The following is a 24,169-nucleotide window of genomic DNA, read 5'->3' as shown; positions in this document are numbered from 1 at the left end:
GACCACAGAGGAGACCACCATGCCAGCACCACGACAGCGCACCGGACTGGGCCGGGGCCTGGGCGACCTGATCCGCCCCACCGGGCCGGAGACCACAGCATCGGCCCCGGATCCCGCGCCCGCCGCGACCGCGGAGAGCAGAAGCCCTGAGCCGCCGCAGACGCTGGTGGCAGCGCCGGAGGGATCCGCATTCGCGGAGATCCCCCTGGCGCTCATCACCACCAACCCCAAGCAGCCGCGGCAGATCTTCGACGAGGACGACCTCGCCGAGTTGGTCGACTCCATCAAGGAGGTGGGCCTGCTGCAGCCCATCGTCGTCCGGCCCCTGGGCGAGGGCTACGAACTGGTGATGGGGGAGCGGCGTCTGCGCGCGACCAGGGCCGCGGGGCGGGACGTCATCCCGGCGATCGTGCGGGAGACCGCCGACCACGACCTGCTGCGGGACGCCCTCCTGGAGAACCTCCACCGGGTGCAGCTCAACCCCCTGGAGGAGGCGGCCGCCTATCAGCAGATGCTCGACGACTTCGGCTGCACGCAGGAGGAACTCGCCACCCGGATCAAGCGCTCGCGCCCGCAGATCTCCAACACCATCCGGCTGTTGCGCCTCCCGGCGCCCGTGCAGCGGCGTGTGGCGGCCGGTGTCCTGTCAGCGGGCCACGCCCGGGCGCTTCTGATGGTGGGGGACCCGGTCGAGCAGGAGCGCCTGGCCCAGCGGATCGTCGCCGAGGGGCTGAGCGTGCGGACCGTGGAGGAGATCATCGCGCTCGGGCAGCGCGATGGCACGCCCCGCGCCCGCCGGACGGTCACGCGTGCGCCGTCGCCGCGGGCGTCCGCACTCACGCAGGCGCTGACCGACAGCCTGGACACCAGGGTGAACGTCCAGATCGGCAAGAGCCGCGGCAAGATCACGATCGAGTTCGCCGGCGAAGAGGACCTCGACCGGATCCTGGTGGTGCTCCGCCAGGGAGTAGCGACAGAGGAATAAATCGACAAACCCATAGGTCGGTCAAGCTCCTTCTTGGCTCCGTCAGGGCCTCACCCGAGGGATCGGGGCCGTGGCCGGAGAGGCAGGCCTGACACCGCGCATGCCGAACCACGACCCCGGAGCATCGAGGCACCTCTCGGCACGATGGCGGGACCCTGCGGGGCACGCGGTTCAGACGCCTCCCGTCCCCGATCTGGCCGTCGGCCGGGACGCCGGCGCGGAGCGGCGCGGAACCGGTGCCTCTGCGCTCACCACCACGAGGGTCATTGCGCCGGCTTGCCGCGAGGGGCGATCACAGGGACGCGTCCGCGCTCGGAGAACGCGGTGAAGCCGGCTCCCAGGATCAGGGCGGTGCGTCAGCGCTCGTCGTCGGGGCGGGCACCACGTCGGGGGCGGGCGCCTGGGCCTGGGCGGTCTCCACGGCGGCGAGGCGGGTCTTCACGTCCTTGGTGGCGTAGTGCTCGGCCACGAACGACATGAACGGCACCGTGCCGCCCAGCGCGATCAGGATCAGCCGGCCCCAGGGCCACTTGACGCGGCGTCCGAGGTCGTAGGCGGTGATCAGCAGCACCATGTAGAGCCAGCCGTGCGGCACGCCGGTCGCCACCACGACGGCGTCGTTGTCGCCGAAGTACTTCAGCGGCATCCCGACCAGGACGAGCACCACCAGCAGGACGCCGACGATCCAGGCCATCACCCGGTAGCGCAGCAGCGCCCCTTGATGCCGGGGACGTCCTCGGGCTCCAGCGGTGCGTTGTCCAGCGACATGCTCATGCGGTCTGGTCCTCCTTGGTCGGCGCGGGCGCCGGGGGAGCGGCGAGCTCTCCCTCTTCACGCCTGCGATCCTGCACACCCAGGGTATGCGCGAGTTTGATGGACATCCCGAGCGCGAACGCCGCGAACACCCACCACTGCAACGCGTACCCGCCGTTCTGGGCCGAGCCCTCGCCGCCGGGCAGCGTCACCGGGGCGTGCTCGAGCCCCTGGGCCGCGGACTCCTCGGCGTTGAGGGTCACGAACCCCGACACGAGCTGCTGGGGCCACTGCTGGGCCAGCAGCGGCATCCGCACCGTCCGCAGGACGCCGTCGGGCACGACCCCGTCAGGGTCGCCCTCGCCGGGCAGGAACAATCCGGTCTCGGTCACCGTGCCGGCCGGAGGCTCGGCGAACGTGGCCTCGCCGGGGGCCAGCCCCCGCACCACGGGCAGGACGCGGCCGTCCGTCAACTCGAGCGCCGTGAGGACGCGCCGCCCGTCCCCGGTGGGGATCAGGACCTCCTGCTCGGGCAGGAAGGTACCGGTGAAGGTGACCTGCTTGCCGTAGATGTCGCCCATCTCACCCGTCGTGGCGATGTGCTCGGCGAGGGGCACTGGCGGCTGCGCCGCGCGATCCTCCACCGACCGGTTGCCCTTGTCGACGAACACCTGCATCTGCCACAGGCCGAGGAAGATCATCACGGCCGCCACGACGGCGCCGAGGGTGACCAGCCCGACCTGCTTCGCGCGGGTGTTCATGCAGGAGCGTCCTCCGGGTCGTCGGTGGCGATCTGCGGCGCCGGTTCCGCCACACCGGCGGCGGCCCGGGTCCGGGCGGCCTCGACCAGGCGGGCGCACACCTCGGAGAACGTCGCGCTGGACGCCTCGATCGCCAGCGGCAGCAGCGACGTCTCGGTCATGCCCGGGGCGACGTTCACCTCCAGGAAGTAGGGGACGCCGTCGCGCACGATCATGTCGGTGCGGGACAGGTCCCGCAGCCCCAGGACGCGGTGGGCGGTCAGCGCCATCTCCGCGCAGGCGGCGGCGACGTCGGCGTCCATCGGGGCGGGGGAGAGGAACCGGGTCGCGCCGGCCGTGTAGCGCGCCGTGTAGTCGTAGACGCCGGAGCTGGGCCGGATCTCGACCGCGGGCAGCGCCTGCGGGCCGTCGCCGGTGTCGATGACCGACACGGCGACCTCGGTGCCCTCGATGAACTCGGCCACGATCGCGATGTCGCCGTAGGAGAACGCCCCCACGACGGCCGAGGGGAGGCCCGCGGCGTCCTCGACCTTGGCGCTGCCGAGCGCGGAGCCGCTGCGGGCGGGCTTCACCATCATCGGGAAGCCGATCTTCGCGGCCAGGGCGTCCACCAGGTTCGCGGCGCCGAGCTCGCGGAACATGCCGTGGGGGAGCGCCGACTGGGCGGGGGTGGCGATGCCGGCGTACGTGACGATGGGGGTGCTCACGGCCTTGTCGAACGCCACCCGGGACGCCGGTCCGTTGGAGCCCACGTAGGGGACGCCGAGCAGATCGAGCACCTCGCGCAGCGCGCCGTCCTCGCCGGCGCCGCCGTGCAGCACGGGGAAGACGACCGGATCCTCGACCGAGGCCAGGGTCTCCAGCAGCGTCGCGTTGACGTCGGCCTCGATCACGTTGTGGCCGCTGTCGCGCAGGGCCTGGGCGACGCGGCGTCCCGAGCGCAGCGAGACGTCCCGCTCATGGGAGAGGCCGCCTGCCAGGACGATGACGTTGTTCGACACGGAAATCCTCTCGTTCAGCTCAGGTCCGGGGCCGGGCCGCCGACCTGCGTGTGGGGCACCTCGGTGGCGGGCAGCCCGAAGGTCGCCCGCATCTCCAGCTCGTCGCGGATCACCTTGCCGAGCCGGCGGGTGCCCTCGTAGATCCGTTCGGGCGTGGGGAAGCAGTAGGACAGCCGCATGTTGCGGCTGCCGAAGCCGTCGGCGTAGAAGGCGTTGCCGGGGACGTAGGCGACCCGCTCGCTCACCGCGCGGGCGAGCAGCGCCTGGGAGTCGAGGCCCTCGGGCAGCGTGAGCCACACGAAGAAGCCGCCGGTGGGACGCGTCCACGTCGCCGCGGCCGGCATGTGGTCCGACAGGCCCTGCAGCATCGCGTCGCGGCGGGCGCGGTACATGTCCCGGAACGCGACGATCTGGCCGCGCCAGTCGAAGTTGTCCAGGTAGTCGGTGATGGCGAACTGGCTGAACACCGGCGGGCTGAGCACGGCCGCCTCCTGGGCGATCACGAGCCGCTCGCGCACCGCGTGCGGCGCGAGCACCCAGCCGATGCGGAAGCCGGGCGCGAAGGTCTTGGAGAACGAGCCCAGGTAGATGACGTCGGGGTCCATCGAGCGCAGCGCGGGCAGCGGCTCGCCCTCGATGGTGAGCAGGCCGTAGGGGTTGTCCTCGACGACGAGCAGGTCGAGCTCGTGGGCGACGGCGAGCAGTTCCCTGCGGCGCTCGAGCGGCTGCTGGATGCCCGTGGGGTTGTTGAAGTTCGGGATCGTGTAGAGGAACTTCACCCTCTTGCCCGCGGCGCGCAGCGTGGTGACGGCCTCCTTCACGGCGGAGGGCACGAGCCCGTGCTCGTCCATGGCGACGTGGTGGATCTCGGCCTGGTAGGCGTTGAAGGTGCCCAGGGCGCCGACGTAGCTCGGCGCCTCGCACAGCACGACGTCGCCGGGGTTGATGAAGATGCGCGTGACCAGGTCGAGCGCCTGCTGCGAGCCGCACGTGATGACGACGTCGTCGGAGTTGGCGCGGATCTGCTCCTCGGCCATGACGTCGACGACCTTCTCGCGCATGAACGGTTCGCCCTGGCCCGACCCGTACTGCATGGCCTGGACGCCCTTGGTCTGCACCAGCTTGTCGAACGAGTCGCCCAGCCTGCCCAGCGGCAGGTCGGTGATGTTGGGCATGCCGCCGGCCAGCGAGACCACCTCGGGTCGGTTGGCGACGGAGAAGAGAGCTCGGACTGCGGACACGGTCATGGACCCCGTGCGGTCTGCATACTGGTCGATGTACGGATCCATCCGCGTATCGCGGTGGGACGGTTCGAGAGAGCTCACCCGCCCAGTCTCCCACTTGGACGGGACGGGTCCAAAGGAGGTGCGCGATGCGGTCGCTCGTCGCGGTGGACAGCAACGACCTGGCCACACTGCGGTGTCCGTGGTGCGGCCGTCCCGCCCCTCGTTCGGCGTTCGGCTTCAAGGTCGTGCGCGACGGCGAGGTCATCGGGCTGGCCACCTGCAGCCCCGCCGACCAGCTGGGCGGCCTCTACCCGGTCGCCTCGGTCGTCATCACCCAGCTGTGGGTGCGGCCCGACGACGTGGGGGAGCTGGTGGGCAGCCAGCTCGTCCAGCGGGCCGCCGCGGTGGTCGTCGGGACGCGGCGGCTGCGCTACCTCGTCGCGGGCGGCACGCACGGGCCGTCGGACTGCCGGCACCTCCCCGCGCGGTTCCTGAGTGCGCTGGGGTTCACGGAGTCGGTGCCCGGCGTCCAGTGGCGGCTGGACCTGCGGCGCACGGCCCGGGTGAAGCAGGCGGTGCGGTCGGCGTCCGCGCTGATGGGGCGGCTGCTGGACGGCCGCCGCCCGGCACCCGCGGGGCGCACCACGCGCGGCGTGCCGCCCTCGCCCTCCTCCCCGCACTGAGCCGCGCGCCGGGCGACGGGTACGGACCCGAGCATCCGCCGAGGCGCCGCGACATCCGGCGCGTCCGGGCACCGACCCTCCGAACCCGATGACCGAAGGCCGCCCGGGACGCGGATCTCGGTCGGGCATGGCGAAGGGCCCGGACGAGCGCTCGTCCGGGCCCTCGCGTGTGCTGCGGGTCAGCGCTCGTTCATCGGAACGTAGTCGCGCTTGGTGTGACCGACGTAGATCTGGCGCGGGCGCCCGATCTTGTTGGTCGGGTCGGCGACCATCTCGCGCCACTGCGCGATCCAGCCGGGCAGGCGGCCCAGGGCGAACAGCACCGTGAACATGTCGACCGGGAACCCCATGGCCTGGTAGATCAGGCCGGTGTAGAAGTCGACGTTCGGGTACAGCTTGCGCTCGACGAAGTAGTCGTCGCTCAGCGCCGCCTCCTCGAGCTCCAGGGCGATGTCCAGGAGCTGGTCGGAGCCGCCGCGCGCCTTGAGGATGGCGTCCGCGTGCTTCTTGATGATGGCGGCGCGCGGATCGTAGTTCTTGTAGATCCGGTGGCCGAAGCCCATCAGCTTGGTGTGGTCGGACTTGTTCTTGACCTTGTCGAGGTAGTCCTGCACCGTCACGCCGTCGTCGCGGATCTGCTTGAGCATCTCCAGGACGGCCTGGTTGGCGCCGCCGTGCAGCGGGCCGGACAGGGCGTGGACGCCGGCGGAAACCGACGCGTACAGGTTGGCCTGCGAGCTGCCGACGAGGCGGACCGTGGAGGTCGAGCAGTTCTGCTCGTGGTCGGCGTGCAGGATCAGCAGCACGTCGAGGGCACGGGTGATCGTGTCGTCGAACTGGTAGGGCTCGGTGACGGTCCCGAACGACATCCGGATGAAGTTCTCGATGTAGGACAACGAGTAGTCCGGGAACAGCGTCGGGGTGCCGGTCGAGTTCTTGAACGAGTACGCCGCCAGCGTCGGCACCTTGGCCATCAGCTGGTGGGTGGCGGCCTCGATCGTGTCGGGCTCGAAGCCGATCGTGTCGCGCGAGAACGTCGACAGCGCCGTGATGGCGGCCGACAGCACCGGCATCGGGTGCGACTTGCGCGGGAAGATGCGGAACAGCTCGCGCAGCCGCTCGTCGATCACCATGTGGCGGGAGATCTTCTCGGTGAAGTCGGCGAGCTGCTCCGTGGTGGGCAGCTCCCCGTAGAGCACCAGGTACGAGGTCTCCAGGAAGGTGGACTTCTCGGCGAGCTGCTCGATCGGGTAACCCCGGTACTGCAGGACGCCGGCGTCTCCGTCGATGTACGTGATGGCGGACTTGCAGACCGCCGTGTTGGCGAAGCCGATGTCGAAGGTGGTGTCACCCGTCTTCGCCAAAAGCTTGCTGATGTCATATCCGTTGTTGCCCTGAGTGGCTTCAACGAACGGCAACTCCAGGTTCTCCTCACCCGTGGTCAGGGTTGCGGGATCCGGCATAGAGCTCCTCCTTGAGACCGTGTCGTAGTCAGCTAGAGACCGTGTCCTAGTCACGCGTCACACTACAGGCCTGCGGGAAGCCAGGGCCAAACCGGGCGAAGTGTTAGTTGACACTTCAACTATCACGACGTAACCTGGAGACGTACCGCACGCCGGACGCCCCCACCCCGCTGGTGGCGTCCACACCCAACAAGGAGACACCCACCATGACCCAGCTCAACGAGCTCAAGGGCACCTTCGTCCTCGACCCCGCCCACACCGAGATCGGCTTCGTGACCCGTCACGCGATGATCACCAAGGTGCGCGGTTCCTTCGGCCAGTTCGAGGGCAGCGCGACGGTCGACGGCGCGAACCCGGAGTCCTCCACGCTGCAGGTCACGATCCAGGCCGCCAGCCTCGACACCCGCAACGCCGACCGCGACGCCCACGTCCGCTCCGCCGACTTCCTGGACGTCGAGAAGTTCCCGACGATCACCTTCACCGGCACCGACTTCGTCGTCGACGGCGAGACCGTCTCGGTGACCGGCGACCTGACCGTGCACGGCGTCACCAAGCCCGTCACCGTCCCCTTCGAGTTCACCGGCGAGGCCAAGGACCCCTTCGGCAACACCCGCGTCGGCTTCGAGGGCTCGACCGAGATCAAGCGCTCCGACTTCGGCCTCACCTGGAACGCCGCCCTGGAGACCGGCGGCTTCCTGGTCGCCGACAAGGTCGTCCTCGAGTTCGAGGTCTCGGCCATCAAGCAGGCCTGATCGCGCAGCGGCGCACCCCGCCGCCGACACCACGAGGGGCCCGGTCGTCACGACCGGGCCCCTCGTGCGTGTGCTCTCAGGCCGTCTTGCGGCCGCGCACCGCGTCGCGCAGCGCTGAGAACCGCAGCCGGCTGTTGTAGGAGATCGACCCCTGCCCGAACAACCGGACGGCCAGCCACAACAGGACGCCCGCGCTGACGTACAGCACGACGATCGCGATCAGGGCCTCGGGGAGGCTCAGCGTCCCGGTGGCGTTCCGGATCTGGGCCGTGATGGGCGCGGTGATCGGGAAGTACGTGAGCACCTGCGTGACCACGGCCGACGGATCGCTCGCGATGACCTGCAGCATGTACAGCGGCAGGAACATGAGCAGGATCACCGCGGCGAACGCCGAACTCGCGTCCTTGACGGTCGGCATCATCGCGCCCACGGTCACCAGCAGGGCGGTGAACAGGCTGAAGCCGCCCACGAACAGCAGGGCGGCGATCGCGATCGCCCCGGGGTCCACGACGAGCGTACTCGGCAGCGCCGCGCCCGCCCCGGACGGCCCGCTGGGGATCCCCGCGCCCCCGGTCACCCCCAGCCACACCAGCGCCGGGATCATGAAGACCGCGACCTGGACGACCCCGGCGATGATGACGGCCACCACCTTGGCCAGGATCAGCACGCTGGGTTTGATCGTGGTCAGGATCATCTCCGTGACCCGGTTCTCCTTCTCCTCCACGGTGATGTTGAGCATCTGCTGGCCCAGCATCAGGATCGCCGCGTACAGCAGGACGAGGAAGAAGCCGGGCAGGATCGCGCCCGCGACCCCGGGGCTGAGCCGGCCGTCCTTCCACAGCTCCAGGGTCACGGGGACGCTGCGGGTGAGGGAGGCCAGCCGGGGGTCCCCGATCCGGGCGGCGGCCGACTCCTGGACGAGCCGCTCGCCGAGCGCGCCCCAGTGCCCGGAGTTGAACAGGCCGTCGTCGCGGGCGACCACGCTGACGGGCTCGGCCGTCGGGTCCGCGGGGACCGAGATGAACGCGTCGGAGGAGCCGTCGCGCACCGCCTGCGCGGCGGCGGCCGGATCCGGCGCGGGGGTTCCGCCGAGGCGGGCGGCGACCTCGGGGACGATGATGCCGGAGGCGTCCGCGTAGGCGAAGGTGACGCCCTCGGCGGCGGACTCCGCCTGGCTGGCCGCCGAGGAGTTGCTGAAGATCGTGAGCGCCATGATGGCGATCATCAGGACGGGGACGCTCAGGGTGGTGAGCCAGTAGACCGGGCGCAGCAGCGTCCGGCGCAGCTCGAACGCCAGGACGGTGCCGAAGTTGTGGGCGTTCATGCGGCGGCCTCCTCGGGGGCGTGCCCGTAGATGGTCAGGAACACCTGCTCCATGCTCGCGCTGGTGGCGTCGAACCGCTGGACGACGACGCCGGCGTCCAGCAGGTCGCGCAGCACGGCCTGGTCGTCGACGCCGTCCGCGAGCCGGAGTTCGGCGTAGTTGCGCTCCTGCGTGGTGACGACCCAGCCCCGGGGCGGCGGCAGTTCGCCGGAGTACTGCAGCCGGACCACGTGGCCGCCGTACGCCTCGCGGACCTGCTCGATCGTGCCGTAGGCCTCCGAGCGGCCGTCCTTGAGCAGCAGGACGCGGTCGCAGAGCCGCTCGACCTCCTCCATCTGGTGGGTGATCATCACGATCGTGGCCCCGGCGCGGCGCTGGTCCTCGACGATGTCGAGCAGCAGCCGGCGGTTGACGGGGTCGAAGCCCTTGGTGGGCTCGTCGAGGATGATGATGTCGGGGTTGTTCATGACCGTGACGCCGACCTGCACCTTCTGTTGCTGGCCGCCCGACAGCTTGTCCAGCCGGACGCGGGCGTGGTCGCCCAGGCCGACGCGCTGCAGGAACGCCATCGACCACAGCGTGGCCGCGCCGCGGCTCATCCCCTTGAGCTGGCCGAAGTAGGTCATCACGTCGATGACCTTCTCCTTGCGGTACAGCCCCGCTCCTCGGGCAGGTACCCCAGCGAGTTGTTGTCGGCCGGGTCGAACCGGCGGCCGTTGACGAGCAGGTCGCCGGCGGTGGGGGTGTAGATGCCCAGCAGCGCCCGTAGCGTCGTGGTCTTGCCGGAGCCGTTGCTCCCGAGCAGCCCGAAGGTCTCGCCGCGGGCCACCTCGAAGGACAGGTCGTGGACCACGTCCTTCTCGCCGAAGGTCATGGTGAAATCGCGCACGTCGATCACTGGGGCGGTCATGCGTCCATCCAACCACCCCCTCCCGCCGCCGACCCAGGGCCGCAGTCACGGCGGCGCGGCGCCCGGACGTGCCGCTAGGGTCGTGCCACCTCGGAGGAAGGGACCGGCATGGAGCAGAACTGGGCGGGATCGCACCGGTACACGGCGCCGGCGCTGGTGCGGGTCCGCGACGTGGGGGAGATCAGGGCCGTGCTGCGGCGTCCGGGCCCCGTGCACGCGCTCGGCACCCGGCACTCCTTCACCGACCTCCCGGACACCGCGGGCACCCTCATCGACGTCACCGGAACGGAGGCGCCGGCGATCATCGATCCGGACGCGGGCACCGCGCTGGTCACCGCCGGCACCCGGTACGCCGCGATCGTCGAGGACCTCGACGCCGCGGGCCGGGCCCTGCACAACATGGGTTCGCTGCCGCACATCAACGTCGGCGGGGCCACGCAGACCGCCACCCACGGCTCGGGGGACCGCCTGGGCGTCCTGACGACGGCGGTCCGCTCGCTGCGCTTCCTGGACGCGGACGGGATCCTGCACGAGGTCGCGCGCGGCGACGCCGACTTCGCCGCCCTGGCCGTCGGGGTCGGCGCGTTCGGCGTCGTGACCGACCTGACGCTCGACGTGGTGCCGCGCCACCTGGTGCGGCAGGACGTGTACCACGGGCTCAGCTGGGACGCGCTACTGACCGACCTGGACGCGGTGACCTCGTTCGCCGAGAGCGTCTCGCTGTTCACGCGCTGGGAGGCCGACGGCGCGGGCCAGCTGTGGGTGAAGCGCCGGGTCGCGGACGAGACGTCGCCGGTCCCCGACGCGGTGCTGGACGCCCGCCGGTCCCCGGACGCGGTCTCCCCGATCGGCAGCGGCGACAACATCACCCGACTCGGCGTCGCCGGGCCCTGGTACCTGCGGGTGCCGCACTTCCGGGCGGACGCCGAACCCTCGTGGGGCGGCGAGTTGCAATCGGAGTACTTCGTCGCGCGCGCCGACGCCCCGGCCGCGCTCGCGGCCGTCCGGGCGGTCGCCGACGGGTTCCGCGAGCACCTCATCGTGAGCGAGATCCGCACCGCGGCCGCCGACGGGCTGTGGCTCAGCCCCGCGTACGAGCGGGACAGCGTCGCCCTCCACTTCACCTGGCAGAACCGGGACGCCGCCGTGCGGGCGGCCCTGGTGGGCGTCGAGGCGGCGCTGGAGCCGTACGCCGCCCGGCCGCACTGGGGCAAGCTGCACCTGTTCGACCGGCCGGGGCTGGAGCGGGTCGTGCCCCGGCTGGCCGACGCCAGGGCGGTGTTCGAGCGCGTCGACCCGGCCGGACGCTTCGTCAACGACCACGTGATCCGGGTCGGGCTGCGCGAGCCCCGCTGACGGGACCGCCCCGAGGCGTCCGCGGGGATGGTGCGCGGGCGCCAGCGGAGAGACGATGGGCCCATGACCACCCCGGCACCGCTGCGGCGCTCCGAGCGGGCGGGACGCCTGACGCTCGCCGCGCTCACCCTCGGCTCGGGCATCAGCATCCTGGACGGCTCGGTGGTGAACATCGCCCTGAAGACCATCGGGGACGACCTGAACGCCGAGCTCGACGCCCTGCAATGGGTCGTGAACGGCTACCTGGTGGCGCTGGCGTCGCTCGTGCTCGTCGGGGGAGCGCTCGGCGACCGGCTGGGGCGGCGCCGGGTCTACCTCGCGGGCATGGTGGTCTTCGCGGTCGGGTCGGCGCTGTGCGCCCTGGCGCCGGGGGTGGGCTGGCTGATCGCCTTCCGCATCCTGCAGGGAGTCGGGGCGGCGCTGGTGACCCCGGGCGCCCTGGCGATCATCCAGGCGGGGTTCGCCCCCGAGGACCGCGCCGCGGCCATCGGGACGTGGTCGGGGGTCTCGGGGATCGCGTCGGCGGTGGGCCCGTTCGTGGGCGGCTGGCTGCTGGAGCACGCGGGCTGGCCGTCGATCTTCTGGCTCAACGTGCCGCTGTGCGTCGTCGTGATCGTCGTCTGCCTGAAGTTCGCGCCCGAGTCGTCCAACCCCGAGGCGGGGAGCGGTTCGACCTGGCCGGCGCGCTGCTGTCGGTGGTGGCGCTGGCCGCCGTGACGTACGCCCTGACCGCGGCGGGCGGCGGCGAGAGCTGGATCGCGGGCGGGATCGGCGTCGCCGCGGCCGTCGGCTTCGTCCTGCGGCAGCGCGCGGCGGCGACGCCGCTGGTGCCGCTGCGGCTCTTCTCCGACCGCACGTTCACGACGTCGAACCTCATGACGTTCCTGGTCTACGGGGCCATGGGCGCCGTCTTCTTCATGCTGGCGCTGCAACTGCAGATCTCGGTCGGCTGGTCGCCGCTGATCGCCGGCGTCGCGACGCTCCCGGTGACGCTGGCGCTGATGCTGCTCTCGTCCCGGGCCGGCGCGCTCTCGCAGCGGATCGGGCCCCGGATCCCCATGACGGTCGGCCCGCTGCTGTGCGCGGTGGGGGTCGCGCTGCTGTCCGGGATCGGGCCGGGCACCACCTACGTGCGGGGCGTCCTGCCGGGCCTGACGCTGTTCGCGCTGGGGCTGGCGCTGCTGGTGGCGCCGCTCACCGCGACGGTGCTCGCGGCCGCGCCCCAGACGATGTCCGGCACGGCGAGCGGGGTCAACAACGCGGTCGCGCGCGCCGGGTCGCTGCTGGCCGTCGCGGCGCTCCCCGCGGTCGTGGGGCTGAGCGGCCGCGCCTACGCGGACCCGGTGGCGCTGACCGCCGCCCACCACGCGGCCATGCTGTGGTGCGCGGCGGCGCTGGGTCTGGGCGGGGTGATCAGCTGGTTCGGGCTGCCCGGCCCCGGCACGCCCGGCGGGGCCGCGTCCGATGCTCGGCCCTGACTCCAGCCGGACGCCGCGGGTGGGCCCCCGCCGTGGAGCGGCGGCGCGTCGGCGGCACCGGGCCGGGAGATTCCCACCCGGGCGGGCTCACTTCAGGCCAGACTGCTCCACGCCCTGGACCAGCCAGCGCTGCAGGAAGACGAAGACGAGCAGCGCCGGGACGATGCCGATCAGCGCGCCGGTGAACATCTCGGGGTAGCGCGTCCCCTGGCTGGTCATGAACTGGCTCAGCACCACCTGGATGGTGCGCATCTGCGGGTCCTGCGCGATCAGCAGCGGCCACAGGAAGGCGTTCCAGGCGCCGATGAAGGTGATCGTGCCCACGGCCGCCACCGTGCCCATCGCGTTGGGGACGACGATGCGCCAGAACGTCGTCCACGTGTTCGCGCCGTCGATCGCGGCGGCCTCCTCGAGCTCGCGCGGGAAGTCCAGGAAGCCCTGCCGGAACATGAACGTGGCGAACGCCGAGAAGATCACCGGGACCACCAGGCCGCGGTAGCTGCTGATCCAGCCCAGCGAGCTGACCATGACGAACGTGGGGATGAACGTCACCATCGCGGGGACCATCAGGGTGAACACCGTCAGCCCGAGCACCACCTTGGACGCCCGCGTCCGCCAGCGCGCCAGCGCGTAGCCGGCCATCAGGGAGATCACGACCGTCAGCGCGGTCTGGGCGACCGACACGACGGCCGAGTTCACCAGCGCGGGCACGATCCCCAGGTTCGGGTTCCCCAGCACGGACGCCAGCGTCGAGCCGTCCACGGCGTCCGGCCACCAGCGCCAGCGCGGCGACACGATCGCCTGCTGGGTGGAGAACGCGTTGCGGACGATGATGTAGAACGGCAGCAGGAACAGCGCCGCGAGCAGCGACGCCGCGACGTAGGCGGCGACCTGGCCGCTGCGGCGGGGCTTCACTTGTCCGCCCCGATCGCGAGCAGCCGGTTCTGCAGGAACGAGAACACCAGGATCACCAGGGTGAGGATCATGGTGCCGGCCGAGCCGACGCCGAGGTCCTGGCTGCCGCCGCCGAACGTGATCAGGTACAGGTACACCAGCGGCGGCCGGGCGTACGGCGGGTAGCCGCCCGCGGTATTGAGGGTGTTGTAGAACTCGTCGAAGGCCTGGAAGGCGTTGAACAGCAGCAGCATCGAGACCGCGACGGCCGTGGGCCGCAGAAGCGGGAACGTGACGTACCAGAACCGCTTCCAGGCGCCCGCGCCGTCGAGCGCCGCCGCCTCGTAGAGCTGGGGGTCGATCTGGTTCAGCCCGGCGATGAACAGGATCATGTAGAAGCCGACCTGCAGCCACAGCCGCAGCGACACCAGGACGAACCAGTACCAGTCGTTCTCCCCGCCGAGCCAGTTCACGGGCTGCTGTCCCACGGCGACCAGCAGCGTGTTCACCAGCCCGAATCGGGCCCCGTTGAAGAACGACATCCGCCACACCATCGCGGCGATGACGTAGCTGACCGCGGTGGGGATGAAGAACACCGACCGGAAGAACGCCCGCAGCACCGTGATCCGCTGCAGCAGCAGGGCCAGCGCGAGCGAGCACGCGAACGTGACCGGCACGATGAACAGCGCGAACACGATGAACGTGCCCAGCGAGGACAGGAACAGCCGGTCGCTGAGCAGGTAGGCGTAGTTGTCCAGCCCGACGAACCGCGTCGGCGTGACGGTGTTGCGGGCGTCGAACAGCGACAGCGCCAGGCTCCACAGCAGGGGGACGTACACGAACACCAGCAGACCGACGAGGAACGGGGCCACGAAGACCCAGAACCACCGCCGGTTGCTGCGGGCGAGCGTCGTGCCCGCGCGCGGGCCGGGCACGGGGCTAGCCGTTGACGCGCTTGAGCTCGGCGTCCACCTTGTCGGACGCCGCGGTGAACTCGGCCGCGGGATCGGCGCCGTTCTTCACCACGTTCGACAGGGCCGTGGAGTACGCCTCGCCGGAGGCCGACGTCCAGAACAGGGCGTTGGAGCGGCCGAGATCGGTGACGAACGCCGCGGCGTCCGCGCCCGGGCCCGAGGCCACCTTGGTCGCCTTGTCGTAGAGGGCCGGCTTGGCGGGGATGTGGACGCCGAACGCGTCGCTGAACTCGACCTGCTTGTCGTCGGAGTCGACCCACAGCCACTTGACGAAGTTCTTCGCGACGGTGACGTTGGCGCTCTTGGCCGAGACGCAGGCGCTGAACGCGCCGAACGGCACGACCTGCTTGCCGGTCGCGCCGGAGCCCGGGAAGGGCAGTACGCCGACGTCGTCGCCGTGCGCCGCGGTCACCTTGGTCAGGTCCCACAGGCCGCCCCACTGCATCGCGGTCTCGCCGTTGATGAAGGGGGAGGCGTCCGACCAGTCGGCGGAGGCGGACTTCACCATGCCGGGGGAGTCGAACAGCTTCTTGAACTCGGCCACCGACGCGTACAGCGCCGGGTCGTTGAAGGTGGCCTTGGTGAACTCGGGGTTCATCTCGCTCAGCCCGGCGGCCCACATCAGGAGCAGCCCCAGCACGCCGATGCCGCCGTCCTGGCCGGCGAAGAAGCCGCCCATCTCGGGGGTCGCGACGCTGTTGGCGACGTGGGTGAGCTCCTCGAGCGTGGTGGGGGCTGCAGGCCCTTCGCGGCGAGCGCCGACTTGCGGTAGTAGAGCAGCTGCATGTCGACGGTCTGCGGGACCGCCCAGATCTTGTCCTGGTAGGTCATCCGCGCCAGCACCGGCGGGGTGAACTGCGCCCGGGCCGAGCCCACCACGTCGGTGAGGTCGGTGACCTGGCCGGACTTGATCATGTCCAGGGTCGGGCCGTTGGCGTTCTCGAACACGTCGGGGGCCGTGGGCGTGAGCAGCGCCGCCGACAGGGCCTTCTCGTAGTCCGACATCACCCAGTTCACGTCGACCTTCGCGCTGGGGTACTCGCCGGCCCAGGTGCGCAGTGCCGACTCGACGCCGTCCTCGCCGTACTGGTGGTACCAGCTGGAGATCGTCGGCTTGGAGGTGTCCCCACCGGCGGTGGGGGCGGGGTGCGGCCGGTGTTGGAGCCGCACGCGGCGAGCGCGGTCGTGGCGGCGAGGCCGCCGCCCACCGCGAACAGGGTGCGTCGAGTGAGTGCCATGCGGCGGAGTTTAGTTGAAACGGACGAGGTTGACGCAGACGCTAACGGGCGTGGTCACGGGCTAGGTTGGACCCATGGCCGACGTGTTGAGGAATCCCGAGGAGAACCGGTTCGAGGTCTGGGTCGACGGCGAAATGGCCGGTCAGCTCGATTACGAAGCCGGCGACGGCGTGTGGGTGCTGCCCCACACCGAGGTGGCGAAGGCGTTCGAGGGCCGCGGTCTGGCCGGCGAACTCGTCCGGGCCGCCCTGGACGAGGCGCGCGCGGAGGGCGTCACGATCGTGCCCGAGTGCCCGTACGTGGCGGGCTGGATCGCCCGGCACCCCGAGTACCAGGACCTGGTCGCGTGAGCGCGGAGTCGAGCCCGGCGGTGGACCGACCGGGCGACTCGGCCGTGCGCATCCGGCTCGCGGAGCCCGGCGACGTCCCCGACCTGCACCGCCTGATCTGCGCGCTGGCCGAGTACGAGAAGGAGCCGGACGCCGTCGTGGCGGTCCCCGACGACCTGACGCGGGTGATGTTCGGCGACCACCCCAGCGTCTTCGGCCACGTGGTCGAGGAGGACGGCCGGGTCGTGGGGATGGCGCTGTGGTTCCTGAACTACTCCACCTGGACCGGGCGCAACGGCCTGTACCTGGAGGACCTGTTCATCGAGCCCGAGCACCGCGGCCGCGGCTTCGGGCGCGACCTGCTCATCACGCTGGCCCGCCTGGCCATCGAGCGCGGCTACTCCCGCTTCGAGTGGACGGTGCTGGACTGGAACACCCCGTCGCTGGACTTCTACCGCTCGCTGGGCGCGTTCGCGATGGACGAGTGGACCGTGCAGCGGGTCGACGACCACGCGCTCGCCGCGCTGGCCGCCCTGCCGCTGGGCTCCGAGCCCCCGTTGTAGGCCGCCGCCGGGTCAGGCGGCCGCCAGGTAGCGGGTCAGCGTCCGGTGCCAGCGGTTCGCGGGCAGCCCGGCGGTCAGCGCCACGCCCGCGCAGTACTTGCTGATCGGGATCTCGCGCTGCCCGAGCCGGTGCAGCAGCCGGTCGGCCTCGCTGCGCCCCGTGGCCGACTTCGTCTCGACCAGGACGCGGCCCGCCGGCACCTGCACCGAGCGTCCGGACCCGTCGAAGGACAGGTCGACGTCGCAGGTCAGCCGCAGGCCGGCGTCCGGGTCGACGAACGTGGTGCGGCGGTAGCGGCTGACCAGGGCCGGCCGCAGGTCGTCGGCACGGTGCCGGGGCGCCAGGACGGCGTCCACGAAGCCGCGGCCGTCGTCGCGCCCGACGAGCCGGTCGAGGTCGGCGCCCGACCACGGCGTCCGGTGCTTGACCGTCTGCCCGCGCCCGCCCTTCTCCTTGACCTCGAGCATCGTCAGGCCCGAGTCGACGTAGCGGCGCGTCCGGACCTTGGTGCGGAGCCGGCGGCCCTGCACGTGATCGCGGAACATGCCGAAGTCGGGAGTGTCGAAGTAGATCGACTCGTAGCCGAAGACCCGGCGCCCGTCGATGGCCAGGACGCCCAGGCCGGGCCCCAGGCCCGCCACCAGGCGGGTGAGCGTCGCCGTGGGGATCAGGTACTTGCGATCGACGCGGGTCTGGAGCGCGGCGGACTCGGTCACCTCCGCGAGGCTGAGCGGGGCCAGCGGGGCGGCCAGCCCCGCCAGCGCGGCGCCGTCGCGCCCGACCCGGCCCTGCGGGCCGCCGCCGGTCATCGGGTGGCCCCCGCCCGGCTCGGCGTCCAGCCGCGGGCCTGCTCCACCGAGGCGGCGGTGCGCTGCGGGAACGGCGCGGGCAGGGACGGGGACGCGGGGGTGCGAACCTGGCGGGCGGGGCTCTCGTGCGGCTCGAACCACACGTCGACCAGCGTCAGGTCGCGGACGAGGTCGAGCTCGCGGACGTCCGCGCGCGTCACCCGGCCGTTCACCACCTGGCCGACGATGGCCTCCAGGCGGTCGGCGTCCCGCACCGCGACGTCGAGGGTGAGCGTGAGGGTGCGGACCCGGCGCGACCAGCGCGGGTGGTCGGCGACGTAGACGACGGTCAGCAGCAGCGCCGCGAACAGCGGGGTGAGCCACCAGGCCACCGGCGCGAGGCCGGCGATCAGGCCCAGCGCGAGGGCGCAGAAGTAGTAGGCGACCTCCGCCTGGCTGATGGGGTCGGAGCGCAGCCGGATGATCGAGAGCACGCCGAACAGGCCCAGGCCGAGCCCCACCCCCGTGCCCTGCGCGGAGCCGAGCGCCGTCGCCACGGCGAGCACGCCCACGTTGAGCGCGAGGAAGGCGAACATCAGGTCGCGGCGGCGATGCCGGCGGTAGTACAGCACCACCGCCAGGACGACGGCGGCGATCAGGTCGGTGGTGATGGCCACCAGGGCGGTCAGGGTGAGCATGGGGGCTCCTCTCGGTCGTGTCTCCACCCTGGTGCGCCGAGGTGAGCGGCTCATGAGTGCACGGTGAGAGTGGTCTCACCCACATGAGAGGACTCTCACCCTTCCGGGGGGCGATCGGGCGGACGCGTCGGGCACAGTGGAACCATGCCGAAGCTCCGCGTCCCCCTGCCGGTGCTCCTCCTGGTGCCCCTGGCGATCGCCCTGGTGTGGGCGGTGACCACCCTGCTCGTCCGTCCGGTGAGCCCGGCGCTGGGCGAGGCCGTGGTGGCGCCGAGCGCCCCGGCGGCCCCGGTCGCGCCCATGACGAACCCCACGCCGGAGCCGACGGCCACCGAGCCGTCGCCCGCCGCGTCCGGGGCTCAGCCGGCGGGCGCCGGGTCCGTGTGCGTGGCGGGCGACGATGACGACGACGACTGCGACGACGACGGCGTCGACGACCCGGACGACCCGGACGACTGATGACCCGATCCGATTCCCCGCCCGTGAGCGCGCGGGCCCGCCTGGTGGGGCTGATGAGCTTCTCGCTGGCGCTCGCGTTGGCCGGCTCGGTGGCCATCGTCGCGGCCGTCCTGTTCAACCGCGGCGACGCCCGCGTGGCCGAGGAACTCGGGCACGAGGCGACCAAGCTGCGCGCCTACGTCGGCACGGCGGTCGACCCCGCCACGGGAAGCGCGTACACCGACGTGGACGCCCTGCTGACCGCCTACCTGCGCACCAACGTCCCCGACGCCGACGAGACCTTCTTCACCGTGATCGACGGCGCGGCCGCCCGGCGCAGCCCGTATCAGCCGCCCACGCGGCTCGACCTGCAACCGGAGGTGGTCGCCTGGGCCGCGGCGGAGCGCCTGCCGCGGGACCGGATGGTCGACGCCCCCGTGGGCCAGGCCTACGTCGCGGCCATGCCGGTGGAGGTGCCGGCGGACCCGCGCGCGGCGACGTTCGTCATCGCGAAGTTCACCGCCGACGAGCGCCGGCACGCCGTGGAGGCGACCTGGATCCTCGCCGTGGTCGGCGGACTGGCGCTGGTGCTCGCGACGCTGGCCAACTGGTTCATCGCCGGCCGGATCCTCGCGCCGATCCGGCAGGTGCGCACCACTGCCCAGTCCATCAGCGAGTCCGATCTGTCGGGACGCATCGAGGTGACGGGGCAGGACGACGTGGCCGCGCTCGCCGCCACCGTGAACGCGATGCTCGACCGGCTCGAGACCGCCTTCGTGGGGCAGCGCGAGTTCCTGCACGACGTCGGCCACGAGCTGCGCACCCCGCTGACGATCATGCGTGGCCACCTGGAGTTGATGGGCGACGACCCCGCCGAACAGCGCGAGACCCTGGGCCTGGTCATCGACGAGATCGAGCGGATGGACCGGCTGGTGGGCGACCTGTCGGTGCTCGCGCAGTCCGAGGAGCCCGGGTTCGTGCGGCTCGACCGCGTCCACCCGGCCGACCTGGTCGCCGAGGTGATGGCGAAGGCGCGTCCGCTGGCGGACCGCCGTTGGGTGATCGACCACGTGGCGGACGCGACGTTCCTGGGCGACGAGCAACGGCTCACGCAGGCCCTGATGCAGCTCATCTCGAACGCGGCGGCCCACACCGGGCCCGGCCAGACGATCGGGATCGGGTCGCTCGTCGAGGGCGACCGGCTGCGGCTGTGGGTGCGCGACGAGGGCACCGGCGTGACCCGCGAGGACGCCGAGCGCATCTTCGATCGCCGGACGCGTGGTGCCGGCGAGGCCCGCCGCACCGGCACCGGGCTGGGGCTGTCGATCGTCAGCAGCATCGCGCAGGCGCACGACGGCCACGTCGACCTGACCAGCGCGCCCGGGGCGGGCGCGACCTTCACCCTCGACCTGCCGCTGCGGCCGGTCGACCCGTCCGAGGAGGCACCGCTGTGAACCGCATCCTGATCGCCGAGGACGAGGAGCGCATCGCGTCCTTCCTGGACAAGGGGCTGCGTCGCAGCGGGTTCACCACCGAGCTCGCCACCGACGGCATCGCCGCCTACGCGCTGGCCAGCGGCGGCGACTTCGACCTGATGATCCTCGACATCGGGCTGCCCGACCTGGACGGCTTCGCGGTGCTGCGTCGGCTGCGGGCCGAGGGCCACGACATCCCCGTCATCATCCTGACCGCGCGCGGCGAGGTCGACGACACCGTCGCGGGCCTCGAGGGCGGCGCCGACGACTACATGCGCAAGCCCTTCTCGTTCGACGAACTGCTGGCCCGCGTCCGGCTGCGGCTGCGCGCGGCGGCGAAGCCCGAGGAGACGGTGCTGCGCTGCGGGGACCTCTCGCTGGACCTGCGGACGCGCCGCGCGGAGGCGTCTGGGCGGCAGGTGGAGCTGACCGCACGCGAGTTCGGCCTGCTGGAGACGCTGATGCGGCATCCCGACCAGGTCCTGAGTCGCGAGCAGCTGCTCAGCCGGGTGTGGGGGTTCGACTTCGACCCGGGTTCCAACGTGGTCGACGTGTACGTGCGCTACCTGCGCGCCAAGGTGGGGGACCGCCGCATCGAGACGGTGCGCGGGGTGGGCTACCGGATGGTGCCCTGAGCGCTCACAGGTGCTTGAGCATCCGGGTGTTGCCCAGGGTGTTCGGCTTGACGTGGGCGAGGTCGAGGAACTCGGCGATGCCCTCGTCGGGGCTGCGCACCAGTTGGGCGTAGACGTCGGGGGCCACCACGTGTTCGCCGATGGGCGCGAAGCCGTTGCGGGCGAAGAACTCCACCTCGAACGTGAGGCAGAACAGTCGCGACAGGCCGAGGTCGACGGCGCGCGCCTCCAGGGCGGCGACGAGGCGGCGGCCGATGCCCTGGCCGCCGGCGTCGGGGCTGACCACCAGGGTGCGGATCTCTCCGAGGTCCTCCCACATCACGTGCAGGGCGCCGAAGCCGACGACCTCGCCCTCGCTCTCGGCGACCAGGAACTCCTGGATCATCTCGTAGAGCGCGACGGTCTCCTTGCCCAGCACGATGCGGCGGCGCACGTAGGGCGTCATGAGGTCCTGCATGGCGCGGACGTCGGAGGTGCGGGCGGGGCGGATGCTGATCGTCACCTGTGACAGCCTAAACGCCACCCCGGGAGCGCGCCCCTGAGGACGGCGGCCGGGCGGGTCCCTAGATGAGGAAGAAGGCCGCCGCCACCAGCAGCACGCCGCCCAGCAGGCACAGGCCGGCGATGATGCCGGCCACCGCGAGGATGGCGCGGGTCGCCGCCCCGAGCGGGGCGGGCGGCGCGGTGAGTCCGGGCCGGCCGGGCTTTCGGGCGTGAGCGTCACGATCGGAGTTCCCGCAGGTCGTGCAGCAGCCACGGGTACTCGGTCTGCACGGCGTCCACGCCGAGGTCGAGGATGCGCGACCAGGCCGCCGACGGGCTCTCCGCGACGGCCCGCTCGTCGTCGTGGTCGGCGAACAGCGGGACGCCGGTGGTCATGGTCTCGCTGTTGACCCACGTGAGCAGGCCCTGGCGGCGCAGCGCCGCCAGCACCTCGGCGTCGAACCAGGGGCTCTCCTCGTCCAGGGCGATGAGTTCGATGCCGACGAGGTTCACCTCGGCGTCGTCGTGGGGGAGCGCGCGGAGTTCCTCCAGCGTCGAGCAGATGGCCAGCACCGGGTACTTGGTGCGGTGGGCGCGCAGCTTGTCGATCGCGTCGAACTCCCAGGCGGGCACCTTCAGCAGGCACTGCTCGGCCATCTGCAGGCCGTCCAGCACCTTCAGCAGGGTGGGCCAGCGCCACCACGAGCGATCGAGGGCGAACACCATCTCGCGGCCCTTGAAGGCCGTCAGCACGTTCGTGAGCCGCTCGACCCGCGCGGGGCGTCCCGGCCGGTTGCGGTGCTGGTACGACAGGCCGTTGATCGTGGCCGCCGACATGGTCTGGATGTTCTGCTCCACTCCCAGCGACTCCGGCTCGGTGCCGTCGTGGAACGCGTAGAAGATGTGGTCGATGCTGCTGGAGACGTCGATCTTGACCGCGTCCGCGCCGGACAGGAGCGCGCCGCGGACCGCGAGGGTGGTGTTGCTGGAGACGACGCCGACGGCGACGCCACCGTGGGAGACGACGAGCGGGCGCGCGTGCTGGGTCAGCCGGTTCAGCAACGCGTTGGTCTCGGCGTGAGGTGTGGCTCCGAACAAACCGATTCTCCTTGTCAGCGGCATACGTCCGTGGATGACGTGACCCACGGCAGTCTACCCGGGTGAGATTCCCCGTGCGGCCTGAACCGTAGGTGCCCCTGTGGGACGATGGTTCGGCCGCGAAGAAGGAGCGAGAAATGGCCGATTTCCTCTACGAAGACATGTTGCCCATCGGGCCCGACGGGACGACCTACCGCCTCGTCACCACCGAGGGTGTTACGACCGTGGAGGGCCCCGACGGAACGACGTTCCTGAAGGTCGCGCCCGAGGTGCTGGAGGAACTCGCGGCCGTGGCGATGCACGACATCGCCCACTACCTGCGCCCCGCGCACCTGGCCCAGCTCCGGGCGATCATGGAGGATCCCGAGGCGTCGGAGAACGACAAGTTCGTCGCGCTGGACCTGCTGAAGAACGCCAACATCGCCGCCGGCGGCGTCCTGCCGATGTGCCAGGACACCGGCACCGCGATCGTGATGGGCAAGCGCGGCCAGCGCGTCCTCACTGACGGCCCCGACGAGAAGGCGCTCAGCAAGGGCATCTACGAGGCCTACACCCAGCTCAACCTGCGCTACAGCCAGAACGCGCCGATCACCATGTGGGAGGAGAGGAACACCGGCTCGAACCTGCCGGCGCAGATCGAGCTGTACGCCGACACCGCGCCGGGCCACGAGGAGGGCTACAAGTTCCTGTTCATGGCCAAGGGCGGCGGCTCGGCCAACAAGAGCTTCCTGTTCCAGGAGACCAAGGCGGTGCTCAACGAGGAGGCCATGATGGCCTTCCTGGACGAGAAGCTGCGCGCCCTGGGCACCGCGGCCTGCCCGCCGTACCACCTCGCGATCGTCGTGGGCGGCACGTCGGCGGAGTTCGCGCTCAAGACGGCCAAGTACGCCTCCGCGAAGTACCTCGACGACCTCCCCAACGAGGGCTCGATCGCCGCGCACGGCTTCCGCGACCTGGAGATGGAGGAGAAGGTCCTCAAGCTCACCCAGGACTTCGGCATCGGCGCCCAGTTCGGCGGCAAGTACTTCTGTCACGACGTCCGCGTGATCCGGCTGCCGCGCCACGGCGCGTCGCTCCCGGTCGCGATCGCCGTATCCTGCTCGGCCGACCGGCAGTGCCTGGCGAAGATCACCCCCGAGGGCGCCTTCATCGAGCAGTTGGAGACCAACCCGGGCCAGTACCTGCCCGACGTGGTGGACGCCGACCTCGACGACGACTCCCACGGCGTCTCCGGCACCGGCAAGGGCGCCGCGGTGCGGATCGACCTGGGCAAGCCGATGGACGAGATCCTCGCCGAGCTGACCAAGCACCCGGTCAAGACCCGCGTCATGCTCACCGGCACCCTGGTCGTGGCGCGCGACATCGCGCACGCCAAGATCAAGGAGCGCCTGGACGCCGGCGAGGACATGCCGCAGTACCTCAAGGACCACCCGGTCTACTACGCCGGGCCGGCCAAGACCCCGGCGGGCATGCCGTCGGGCTCGTTCGGGCCCACCACCGCCGGCCGGATGGACTCCTACGTCGAGCAGTTCCAGGCCGCCGGCGGCTCCAAGGTGATGCTGGCCAAGGGCAACCGCTCCAAGGCCGTCACCGACGCCTGCAACGCGCACGGCGGCTTCTACCTCGGCTCCATCGGCGGGCCCGCCGCCCGGCTGGCGCAGGACTGCATCAAGGCCGTGGAGGTGCTGGAGTACCCCGAACTCGGCATGGAGGCGGTCTGGAAGATCGAGGTCGAGGACTTCCCGGCCTTCATCGTCGTGGACGACAAGGGCAACGACTTCTTCTCCGAGGTCACCAAGCCGGTGCTGCAACTGCAGCGTCGCTGAGCGGCCGGCCTCCCGCGGGGCATCGGCGGGAGCCGAC

28 protein-coding genes are annotated in these 24,169 nt (G+C 71.4%); 12 read left to right on the top strand and 16 right to left on the bottom strand.

The window, feature by feature from the left end; translation table 11 throughout:
- Window positions 1-19 precede the first annotated feature (19 nt).
- Window positions 20-985, top strand: a complete 966-nt coding sequence (locus tag G7070_RS07465; protein ID WP_166233221.1) for a ParB/RepB/Spo0J family partition protein — start codon at window positions 20-22, stop codon at window positions 983-985.
- Window positions 986-1,328: 343 nt separating this feature from the next.
- Here G7070_RS07465 and G7070_RS07460 read toward each other — a convergent pair whose 3' ends face one another.
- From G7070_RS07460 to G7070_RS07445, 4 genes are all read right to left on the bottom strand, one after another.
- A complete protein-coding gene (locus G7070_RS07460) occupies window positions 1,329-1,679 on the bottom strand; it encodes a DUF3817 domain-containing protein (RefSeq protein ID WP_206080010.1) in 351 nt (116 codons plus the stop codon).
- Window positions 1,680-1,755: 76 nt separating this feature from the next.
- Window positions 1,756-2,499: an SURF1 family protein gene (locus G7070_RS07455; protein WP_166233219.1), complete on the bottom strand. Its 744-nt coding sequence runs from the start codon at window positions 2,497-2,499 to the stop codon at window positions 1,756-1,758.
- Window positions 2,496-3,506 (bottom strand): D-alanine--D-alanine ligase family protein, encoded by a 1,011-nt coding sequence (locus G7070_RS07450; protein WP_431977939.1) that lies wholly within the window; start codon window positions 3,504-3,506, stop codon window positions 2,496-2,498. The genes G7070_RS07455 and G7070_RS07450 overlap by 4 nt, the downstream gene beginning before the upstream one ends.
- 8 nt (window positions 3,507-3,514) lie before the next feature.
- Complete coding sequence (locus G7070_RS07445; protein ID WP_206080009.1) at window positions 3,515-4,789, bottom strand: aminotransferase-like domain-containing protein; 1,275 nt, start codon at window positions 4,787-4,789, stop codon at window positions 3,515-3,517.
- Between the two features lie 83 nt (window positions 4,790-4,872).
- Here G7070_RS07445 and G7070_RS07440 point away from each other — a divergent pair, with 83 nt between their 5' ends.
- The gene (locus G7070_RS07440; protein WP_166233213.1) at window positions 4,873-5,409 is read left to right on the top strand and encodes a GNAT family N-acetyltransferase; all 537 of its coding nucleotides are present in this window, start codon (window positions 4,873-4,875) and stop codon (window positions 5,407-5,409) included.
- Window positions 5,410-5,588: 179 nt separating this feature from the next.
- Here G7070_RS07440 and G7070_RS07435 read toward each other — a convergent pair whose 3' ends face one another.
- Window positions 5,589-6,872, bottom strand: a complete 1,284-nt coding sequence (locus G7070_RS07435; protein WP_166233211.1) for a citrate synthase — start codon at window positions 6,870-6,872, stop codon at window positions 5,589-5,591.
- Between the two features lie 206 nt (window positions 6,873-7,078).
- On the opposite strand from G7070_RS07435, the gene G7070_RS07430 reads away from it, so the two are divergent.
- A complete protein-coding gene (locus G7070_RS07430) occupies window positions 7,079-7,624 on the top strand; it encodes a YceI family protein (RefSeq protein WP_166233202.1) in 546 nt (181 codons plus the stop codon).
- Between the two features lie 76 nt (window positions 7,625-7,700).
- Here G7070_RS07430 and G7070_RS07425 read toward each other — a convergent pair whose 3' ends face one another.
- From G7070_RS07425 to G7070_RS19195, 3 genes are read right to left on the bottom strand one after another with little or no spacing between them, the layout of a single operon-like run.
- Entirely contained in the window at window positions 7,701-8,948 is a 1,248-nt protein-coding gene (locus G7070_RS07425; RefSeq protein ID WP_166233200.1) for an ABC transporter permease, read from the bottom strand.
- Window positions 8,945-9,574, bottom strand: a complete 630-nt coding sequence (locus tag G7070_RS19200; RefSeq protein WP_250645997.1) for an ABC transporter ATP-binding protein — start codon at window positions 9,572-9,574, stop codon at window positions 8,945-8,947. Before G7070_RS19200 ends, G7070_RS07425 begins: the two co-directional genes overlap by 4 nt.
- Complete coding sequence (locus G7070_RS19195; protein WP_206080007.1) at window positions 9,574-9,858, bottom strand: ATP-binding cassette domain-containing protein; 285 nt, start codon at window positions 9,856-9,858, stop codon at window positions 9,574-9,576. Before G7070_RS19195 ends, G7070_RS19200 begins: the two co-directional genes overlap by 1 nt.
- Window positions 9,859-9,966: 108 nt before the next feature.
- On the opposite strand from G7070_RS19195, the gene G7070_RS07415 reads away from it, so the two are divergent.
- The 3 genes from G7070_RS07415 to G7070_RS17695 all read left to right on the top strand — a co-directional run bounded on the left by G7070_RS07415 (window position 9,967) and on the right by G7070_RS17695 (window position 12,692).
- Window positions 9,967-11,214 (top strand): FAD-binding protein, encoded by a 1,248-nt coding sequence (locus G7070_RS07415; protein WP_166233198.1) that lies wholly within the window; start codon window positions 9,967-9,969, stop codon window positions 11,212-11,214.
- A gap of 63 nt (window positions 11,215-11,277) precedes the next feature.
- Window positions 11,278-11,931, top strand: a complete 654-nt coding sequence (locus G7070_RS17700) for an MFS transporter (RefSeq protein WP_206080006.1) — start codon at window positions 11,278-11,280, stop codon at window positions 11,929-11,931.
- Window positions 11,910-12,692, top strand: coding sequence for an MFS transporter (locus G7070_RS17695; RefSeq protein WP_206080005.1), 783 nt, complete (start codon window positions 11,910-11,912; stop codon window positions 12,690-12,692). Before G7070_RS17700 ends, G7070_RS17695 begins: the two co-directional genes overlap by 22 nt.
- Before the next feature lie 87 nt (window positions 12,693-12,779).
- On the opposite strand, the gene G7070_RS07405 is transcribed toward G7070_RS17695, so the two are convergent.
- The 4 genes from G7070_RS07405 to G7070_RS18520 are packed head-to-tail and all read right to left on the bottom strand — an operon-like array spanning window position 12,780 to window position 15,730.
- Complete coding sequence (locus G7070_RS07405; protein WP_166233196.1) at window positions 12,780-13,607, bottom strand: carbohydrate ABC transporter permease; 828 nt, start codon at window positions 13,605-13,607, stop codon at window positions 12,780-12,782.
- A complete protein-coding gene (locus G7070_RS07400) occupies window positions 13,604-14,521 on the bottom strand; it encodes a carbohydrate ABC transporter permease (RefSeq protein ID WP_166233194.1) in 918 nt (305 codons plus the stop codon). Before G7070_RS07400 ends, G7070_RS07405 begins: the two co-directional genes overlap by 4 nt.
- Window positions 14,522-14,525: 4 nt before the next feature.
- Window positions 14,526-15,239 carry a type 2 periplasmic-binding domain-containing protein gene (locus G7070_RS18525; protein WP_246227484.1) on the bottom strand — a complete coding sequence of 238 codons (714 nt, stop codon included), beginning with the start codon at window positions 15,237-15,239 and terminating at the stop codon, window positions 14,526-14,528.
- On the bottom strand, window positions 15,182-15,730 hold the full coding sequence (locus G7070_RS18520; protein WP_246227482.1) for an ABC transporter substrate-binding protein: 549 nt from the start codon (window positions 15,728-15,730) through the stop codon (window positions 15,182-15,184). Before G7070_RS18520 ends, G7070_RS18525 begins: the two co-directional genes overlap by 58 nt.
- Window positions 15,731-15,872: 142 nt before the next feature.
- Between G7070_RS18520 and G7070_RS17690 the strand changes: the two genes are divergently transcribed.
- Together G7070_RS17690 and G7070_RS17685 are read left to right on the top strand one after the other, a co-directional pair.
- Window positions 15,873-16,148: a GNAT family N-acetyltransferase gene (locus tag G7070_RS17690; RefSeq protein WP_206080004.1), complete on the top strand. Its 276-nt coding sequence runs from the start codon at window positions 15,873-15,875 to the stop codon at window positions 16,146-16,148.
- Window positions 16,145-16,690 (top strand): GNAT family N-acetyltransferase, encoded by a 546-nt coding sequence (locus tag G7070_RS17685; RefSeq protein ID WP_246227480.1) that lies wholly within the window; start codon window positions 16,145-16,147, stop codon window positions 16,688-16,690. The genes G7070_RS17690 and G7070_RS17685 overlap by 4 nt, the downstream gene beginning before the upstream one ends.
- A 12-nt stretch (window positions 16,691-16,702) precedes the next feature.
- Here the strand turns inward: G7070_RS17685 and G7070_RS07385 are convergent, their stop codons facing one another.
- Window positions 16,703-17,500, bottom strand: a complete 798-nt coding sequence (locus tag G7070_RS07385; protein WP_166233192.1) for a polyphosphate polymerase domain-containing protein — start codon at window positions 17,498-17,500, stop codon at window positions 16,703-16,705.
- A complete protein-coding gene (locus G7070_RS07380; RefSeq protein WP_166233190.1) occupies window positions 17,497-18,177 on the bottom strand; it encodes a DUF4956 domain-containing protein in 681 nt (226 codons plus the stop codon). Before G7070_RS07380 ends, G7070_RS07385 begins: the two co-directional genes overlap by 4 nt.
- Before the next feature lie 144 nt (window positions 18,178-18,321).
- On the opposite strand from G7070_RS07380, the gene G7070_RS07375 reads away from it, so the two are divergent.
- The 3 genes from G7070_RS07375 to G7070_RS07365 are packed head-to-tail and all read left to right on the top strand — an operon-like array spanning window position 18,322 to window position 20,725.
- Window positions 18,322-18,636 carry a hypothetical protein gene (locus G7070_RS07375; protein WP_166233188.1) on the top strand — a complete coding sequence of 105 codons (315 nt, stop codon included), beginning with the start codon at window positions 18,322-18,324 and terminating at the stop codon, window positions 18,634-18,636.
- 23 nt (window positions 18,637-18,659) lie between these two features.
- The gene (locus G7070_RS07370) at window positions 18,660-20,069 is read left to right on the top strand and encodes a sensor histidine kinase (RefSeq protein ID WP_166233186.1); all 1,410 of its coding nucleotides are present in this window, start codon (window positions 18,660-18,662) and stop codon (window positions 20,067-20,069) included.
- Window positions 20,066-20,725, top strand: a complete 660-nt coding sequence (locus tag G7070_RS07365; RefSeq protein WP_166233184.1) for a response regulator transcription factor — start codon at window positions 20,066-20,068, stop codon at window positions 20,723-20,725. The genes G7070_RS07370 and G7070_RS07365 overlap by 4 nt, the downstream gene beginning before the upstream one ends.
- A gap of 4 nt (window positions 20,726-20,729) precedes the next feature.
- Here the strand turns inward: G7070_RS07365 and G7070_RS07360 are convergent, their stop codons facing one another.
- Both G7070_RS07360 and G7070_RS07355 read right to left on the bottom strand, forming a co-directional pair.
- Entirely contained in the window at window positions 20,730-21,227 is a 498-nt protein-coding gene (locus G7070_RS07360) for an amino-acid N-acetyltransferase (RefSeq protein WP_246227469.1), read from the bottom strand.
- A gap of 218 nt (window positions 21,228-21,445) precedes the next feature.
- Window positions 21,446-22,306, bottom strand: a complete 861-nt coding sequence (locus G7070_RS07355; RefSeq protein WP_166233182.1) for a glycerophosphodiester phosphodiesterase family protein — start codon at window positions 22,304-22,306, stop codon at window positions 21,446-21,448.
- Window positions 22,307-22,443: 137 nt separating this feature from the next.
- Between G7070_RS07355 and G7070_RS07350 the strand changes: the two genes are divergently transcribed.
- Window positions 22,444-24,132, top strand: a complete 1,689-nt coding sequence (locus tag G7070_RS07350; protein ID WP_166233180.1) for a fumarate hydratase — start codon at window positions 22,444-22,446, stop codon at window positions 24,130-24,132.
- The last annotated feature ends 37 nt before the right edge of the window (window positions 24,133-24,169 follow it).

The sequence above is a fragment of the Propioniciclava coleopterorum genome, assembly GCF_011393335.1.
Taxonomy (GTDB): Bacteria; Actinomycetota; Actinomycetes; order Propionibacteriales; family Propionibacteriaceae; genus Propioniciclava; species Propioniciclava coleopterorum.
This window is presented reverse-complemented; position numbering and strand designations above follow the sequence as displayed.